Origin of the sequence: Gardnerella sp. 30-4, from assembly GCF_001641215.1 — a bacterium.
GTDB lineage: Bacteria > Actinomycetota > Actinomycetes > Actinomycetales > Bifidobacteriaceae > Bifidobacterium > Bifidobacterium leopoldii.
In genome coordinates this window covers 1-5,858 of the sequence record NZ_LXJL01000071.1, presented here as the reverse complement: position 1 = coordinate 5,858, position 5,858 = coordinate 1, and the positions used below count along the sequence as shown (strand labels likewise).

The 5,858-nt window shown below is 40.4% G+C and carries 7 protein-coding genes; all 7 read right to left on the bottom strand.

Annotated features, from left to right (window positions below; translation table 11 throughout):
• Positions 1 to 22 precede the first annotated feature (22 nt).
• Positions 23 to 592 (bottom strand): ACT domain-containing protein, encoded by a 570-nt coding sequence (locus A5294_RS04825; RefSeq protein ID WP_004105778.1) that lies wholly within the window; start codon positions 590 to 592, stop codon positions 23 to 25.
• 63 nt (positions 593 to 655) lie between these two features.
• On the bottom strand, positions 656 to 1,420 hold the full coding sequence (locus A5294_RS04820) for an aspartate kinase (RefSeq protein WP_004574185.1): 765 nt from the start codon (positions 1,418 to 1,420) through the stop codon (positions 656 to 658).
• A gap of 129 nt (positions 1,421 to 1,549) precedes the next feature.
• Positions 1,550 to 2,158 carry a recombination mediator RecR gene (gene recR / locus A5294_RS04815; RefSeq protein ID WP_004105782.1) on the bottom strand — a complete coding sequence of 203 codons (609 nt, stop codon included), beginning with the start codon at positions 2,156 to 2,158 and terminating at the stop codon, positions 1,550 to 1,552.
• Between the two features lie 6 nt (positions 2,159 to 2,164).
• The gene (locus tag A5294_RS04810) at positions 2,165 to 4,555 is read right to left on the bottom strand and encodes a DNA polymerase III subunit gamma and tau (RefSeq protein WP_064340598.1); all 2,391 of its coding nucleotides are present in this window, start codon (positions 4,553 to 4,555) and stop codon (positions 2,165 to 2,167) included.
• A gap of 106 nt (positions 4,556 to 4,661) precedes the next feature.
• Positions 4,662 to 5,066 (bottom strand): Rv3654c family TadE-like protein, encoded by a 405-nt coding sequence (locus A5294_RS04805; protein WP_064340597.1) that lies wholly within the window; start codon positions 5,064 to 5,066, stop codon positions 4,662 to 4,664.
• The gene (locus A5294_RS06970) at positions 5,063 to 5,443 is read right to left on the bottom strand and encodes a TadE/TadG family type IV pilus assembly protein (protein ID WP_041160456.1); all 381 of its coding nucleotides are present in this window, start codon (positions 5,441 to 5,443) and stop codon (positions 5,063 to 5,065) included. The genes A5294_RS04805 and A5294_RS06970 overlap by 4 nt, the downstream gene beginning before the upstream one ends.
• A 29-nt stretch (positions 5,444 to 5,472) precedes the next feature.
• Positions 5,473 to 5,748: a DUF4244 domain-containing protein gene (locus A5294_RS04795; RefSeq protein ID WP_004574189.1), complete on the bottom strand. Its 276-nt coding sequence runs from the start codon at positions 5,746 to 5,748 to the stop codon at positions 5,473 to 5,475.
• Positions 5,749 to 5,858 lie beyond the last annotated feature (110 nt).

Below are 5,858 nucleotides of genomic sequence, written 5' to 3'. Positions count from 1 at the left end.
TAATTTAATAATTTAAATTGCTTCAGCGCCCGCTTCCACCGTACACCACTGCTTCAACTTGGCTTGCGTCCAAACCGTAAGCAGTATGCAAAGCACGAACAGCTTCATCAATTTGTTCAACAGGAACCATGGCAGCAATACGAATTTCCGAAGTAGAAATCATCAAAGTATTTATACCATGTTCACTTAGCGCAGTGAAGAAGGTAGCAGCTAGACCTGAATGTGTTTTCATACCAACGCCAACAACAGCTACTTTTCCTACTACTGGAACGACATCCATAGAAGTAAATTTCAATTCATCATGCGCTTCTTCTAGAACTTTACGGACTGCTTCCATTGACGCTCCTGGAGCAGTAATAGAAATATCTGCTGTACCAGTAGAAGCACTTGCTTGCGCAATCATGTCAATATTTACATTTGCTTTTGCAAGAGTTGTAAATACTTTCGCAGCCATACCAGGAATATCTGGAATACCGCGAACCGTAATCATTGCCTCACTGCGATCATGAGCAACGCCAGAAATAACGGGAGTTTCCGGACCTAAATCAGGAAATAAATCGCCCATAGTCGAAAGAATATCGTGGTTTACCATTGTTACCGCCTTTAAGCTCGAAGATTATTTGACATTATCTATTAATATTTAGTTTTGTATTTTCTAACTCAGATTAGGCAAATCGTTCGGATTAATATTATTTGGAACTATAAGCGTTCCGTTCCTATGCGAGAATGAACTTCTAACATGAAGAGGCATGCCAAAACGCTGAGCGTACTCAACACAACGCAAAGCAAGCACGCGCGAACCGCAAGATGACATTTCAAGCATTGAATCATAATCAATTACAGGAATACGTTTTGCAGTTGGCACAATACGTGGGTCTGCAGTAAATACTCCATCTACATCCGTGTAAATCTCACATACATCAGCACCTAAAGCAACCGCAAGCGCTACAGCGGAAGTATCCGAACCACCTCTACCGAGAGTCGTGTCATCTCCAACTTCGTTAATTCCTTGGAACCCGGCAACAATTGCAACACTGCCTTTGCTAAGAGCTCTTCTGACACGATCAGGCTTAACCGCACGAATATGCGCAGCTCCGAACTGAGTATCTGTCATAAATCCAGCTTGAGAACCAGTAAAAGAATAAGCATGAGATCCTTGAGCATGAATAGCCATTGCAAGCAAACTCATAGAAATTCGTTCGCCTGCTGTCATAAGCATATCCATTTCGCGAGCAGGAGGATGAGTATTTACACTCATTGCTTGATCAATTAAATCGTCAGTTGTATCTCCCATCGCTGAAACTACAACAGCAACATCATTGCCTTCTGCTTTTGTAGAAAGAATGCGTTTGGCAACACGTTGTATGGAATCCGTATCCGCTACAGAAGAACCACCGTATTTCTGTACGATAAGCGCCAATTTTTACCCCTTGCTCATGTCAATATTGATAAACGCACAGGATATGCCGAATAATGGCTTCGATATCAGACTACCAACTATGCCCTATTTATTGATAATAATTTGTGCACATAAAAACAATATTCAAAATTACACAGATTGACGGCCAGAAAATGCACGACCTAAAGTGATCTCATCCGCATACTCTAAATCTCCACCAACAGGCAATCCACTTGCCAAGCGAGTAACTTTAATTCCTAGAGGATCGAGCAATCGAGCCAAATACGTAACAGTCGCTTCACCTTCTATATCAGGATCAAGCGCAAGAATAATTTCTTGAACTTTTGCATCTTTAAGACGTTCAAGTAATTGCGTAATTGCTAAGTCCCCAGGCCCAACATTTGCCATTGGGTTAATTGCACCACCAAGAACATGATAAACACCTGAATACTCATGAGTTCGCTCAATACTCATAATGTCTTTAGGTTCTTCAACTACGCAAATTTTGCTATGATCACGCCGAGGATCTGCGCATACTATGCAAGGACTCTGCTCACATACGTTTCCGCATACATCACAAAAACGCACACTTTCTTTCATGTTATTAATTGCGTCTATTAGCTCTTGAACATCTTTATCCGAGGAAGAAAGTAAGTAAAACGCAATACGCTGAGCGCCTTTAGGTCCAATCCCTGGAAGCTTTGAAAATGCTTCAATTAAGCGACCAATTGCTCCATCATATGACGATGAATTATGCACTGTAAACTACTCCTCTTGCTTTTTCTTAACGCTCATAATCGCATTTTTAGGATTTTTAGGATCAGTGGAAGCAAATTCTTCAACAGATTTAACTTCAAAAATTTGTTTAAGCTCATCAGTGCTTACAGATGTTGCTGATTCTAATGAAGCATCATCCATTGAACATTCGTCAGCAGTAGCTCCATTCGTAGGAGAAACAGTAGTCTGAATTGATTCAGCAGACAATTCTGAAGTATTAGTTGCATTCTGAACTTGAGACTGTAGTTTATCTTGATCCAAGACACCAGAAATAGCTTCATCTTGGTTATGAGAATGCGAACTCTTCTGTATTGTAATCTCGTCATCATGATTCATAGGCTCATCTTCAATAGAAGACTCTTCAGAAGAAGAGTTTTCTGGCATTGCAATCACATCCGACATAGGCATAGACGACATGTCTGCCCAAACATCATCATCCGCATTCGCAACATCACTTAACTCATCCGCAGTATTTTCAGAAGCTACTGATGCTGCGGAGCCATCAGCGCCACTAAAACCCGAAGATTCTTTTTTAGTAGGATTTTTATTTATTCCGCTGCTATCAGAATCAGTTTTATTACTAAAACCAGCAGATATACCTGTTTTACGCAATAAAATATCGCGCTTAACTTTTGCAAGCTTCTGCGGATCCATTCGAACAACAGATTCTACTTGTTCACCATTAGCAGCAACTGGTGCAGGAGCAATCATTACTTGCGTGCCAAATATCTCATGCACTTCATTCATTACTACTTTTGGCACTTTTTGTCCATCATATGGAGAAGTAGTGCATACTGCGAGCGCAAACGCATGTTGACTCATAGGCTCATTAAAAGTCAAAATAAGACGCTGTCGACCTGATTGTGCTGAAGTAAGTTGCACTGTAGGAACATACTCACGAGTTACATACTCACGTACGTCATCAGGCAATTTTGAAACTACTTTATCCCACATTGCATCAGTATCCATGGAATCATTCTTTGAATTAGCATTATGCGCATCGTTCAAAAACACTTTTTTAGATTCCGTTTCTTTTGTGTTTGTAGCAGATTGCGTTTCTGCTTTAGCAATAGGAGATGCTGTAGTTTCAGAAGGTAGTGAAGAATTTGAAGTACTATTATTCTCACTATCTGCAGAAACATATTTCTTATTGCGTGTAGAACCTACGAAATGAGCACCAGAAGATACTTTATTTTGAATATTCTGCTTAGAAGTGGAAATATTTTGTTGTTGCACGTTATTGATGCGCAAATTAGTTGCAACAGTATTTGAAGTTTCGCTGTCTGCAAGCAAACGAGCAACTAAAATTTCCAAATTCATGCGAGGAGAAATTGCACTAGCCATTGCACTTAAAGCATCATTAATTGTTTGAGCCATACGTGCTAAATCATGCAATGTCATGCTTGCAGATTGCTTATTCAATATTTCCAAATCTTCTGGAGAAACATCATTAAGTAAGCTTGAAGCCGCTTTAGGACCTGCAGATACCATAAGCAACAAATCACGAACTCTACCTAATAAATCTTCTACAAACTTACGAGTATCGTAACCTCCAACAATAACGCGACGAACTACATCGTATATCGAAGCACCATCATGATTAATAAGATCGTCAATGAATTCGCTAATCAATGAATTAGGCGTAAAACCTAATAAAGCAACCGCAGAATCCAAAGAAATTGAACCATCAACAGCACCCACCATAAGCTGATCGAGCACAGATAACGTATCTCGCATTGATCCCGCACCAGCGCGCATAACAAGGCGAAGAACTCCCGGCTGCGGCAGAATACCTTCCTTTTTGCAAATATCTTCAAGATATGGAGACATTACCTCTGGAGGCACAAGTCTGAAAGGATAATGGTGTGTACGCGAGCGAATAGTGCCAATAACTTTATCCGGCTCAGTGGTAGCAAAAATAAACATTACATGCTCAGGCGGCTCTTCTACAATCTTAAGCAAAGCATTAAAACCTTGCTGTGTAACCATATGAGCTTCGTCGAGAATGAAAATCTTATAACGGTCACGAGCAGGAGCGAAACCAGCACGCTCACGCAACTCTCTAGCATCATCGACACCGTTATGGCTTGCAGCATCAATCTCTACAACGTCGATAGAACCTGCACCGCCAGTAGCTAAATCTTTACAGCTTTGGCACTCTCCGCATGGGTGCGAAGTTGGTCCTTTTTCGCAATTAATGCAGCGAGCTAAAATTCGCGCAGAACTTGTTTTACCGCATCCACGTGGTCCAGAAAATAAATATGCATGCGTTATTTTCCCTTGGTCTAATGCTCTAGACAAAGGTATGGTAACCTGATCCTGCCCAATAACACCATCAAACGTGTCAGGACGATATCTACGATACAGTGCAAGTGCCATGTTTCCTAACCTACCGCGACCTAACTATTTCCCCGATATATCTTAGTTAAGACTATCAGCAGCCGCCACCCGACTGCTGATATTTATATTCGTTTTTTGCTACTTACTACTTATTGCAATCTTCTAGTCCTGCTCTAGCAGAAACTTCCACGTTAGAAGCAAATGGAATATTCAGCCCAACAGAAATACGAACAGTTACATCATTACTAGTAGAGTTGCAAGATTTCAAGAAAGCATTGCTTGAAGCAACAGTACGCGCAACAACCTCACACGCATTATCCTCCATCCTTTGCAACGCAGAAGCACCAGATAAAGCAGCAGAAGTTGCAACAGCATAAGCTTGATGTTTAGCTCCGAGAACATTACATAAAATAGCAGAAAGCACTAGTATTGAGCAGACTGCGATCACTAGCATAATGCCAAGCATAGTGCCAGAACCGCAGTCAATGCTCTTATATCGCTTATGAATGAAATTTATTGAATGCTTCACAAAATTCTTGCGCCTACTCATACTAAAACCTGGCTTACATGACTTTCCACTAGAGGCGGCAAAATATGAAGAGGATCAGGAACAAGAGGACATTTAACAACAATATTCACCATATTATTGCTACGACTTATTTTCACCGACGCTCCTTGACCTGCGACCGACTGCACGATACTTGCGGCAGCTTTATCGTCCTTATGGGTCACAAGATAATACGCAACTTGCGCAGCAGCATCATGACAATTCATAGTACATACAACTGCTCTACCTATGCCAATCAATACAAATAACAGTATTAATGCACAAGGTAAAACAATAGAAAATTCAGCAGTTACCGTCCCTCTGTCATAATCACTAATTTTGCGCAACAACCTTTTGCACACAATAACTTTCCGCATCATAAGCTCATTTCATCCGCTAAAGCATGCCGTTAGCCGATTTTCAATGCTTTTTTAACTAAATCTGTCAACGTTGTGCGAACCGTATCTGATTTCAAAATAGCAACTAGCAGTGCAGCAAAACCAGTGGCAGCAATAATAACTACTGCATATTCAGCTGTTACAGCTCCAGAATCCTTATTTTTAAGACCGTCAGCGTACAATTTTCTTTTTTGACACAAACATGACTCAATATTCACTAATTGTTCATTTACTTGAAGCATAGACACAGAGCATCGTGCAACAAGTTTTTGCATTATCCCAACCATCATCTTGTACCTTTCACTTCAAACTATCCGAAATTTTCGGATAGAAATATTATTACAACTTGTTTTGCGAATGAAAATAAAAAAATTGCATTGTGGATAAAAGCTAATTT

Excerpts from the sequence above, each read along its gene's own strand:
- A5294_RS04825 (WP_004105778.1), bottom strand. The coding sequence starts at position 592 with ATGGTAAACCACGATATTCTTTCGACTATGGGCGATTTATTTCCTGAT.
- A5294_RS04810 (WP_064340598.1), bottom strand. The coding sequence starts at position 4,555 with ATGGCACTTGCACTGTATCGTAGATATCGTCCTGACACGTTTGATGGT.
- A5294_RS04805 (WP_064340597.1), bottom strand. The coding sequence starts at position 5,066 with ATGAGTAGGCGCAAGAATTTTGTGAAGCATTCAATAAATTTCATTCAT.
- A5294_RS06970 (WP_041160456.1), bottom strand. The coding sequence starts at position 5,443 with ATGATGCGGAAAGTTATTGTGTGCAAAAGGTTGTTGCGCAAAATTAGT.
- A5294_RS04795 (WP_004574189.1), bottom strand. The coding sequence starts at position 5,748 with ATGGTTGGGATAATGCAAAAACTTGTTGCACGATGCTCTGTGTCTATG.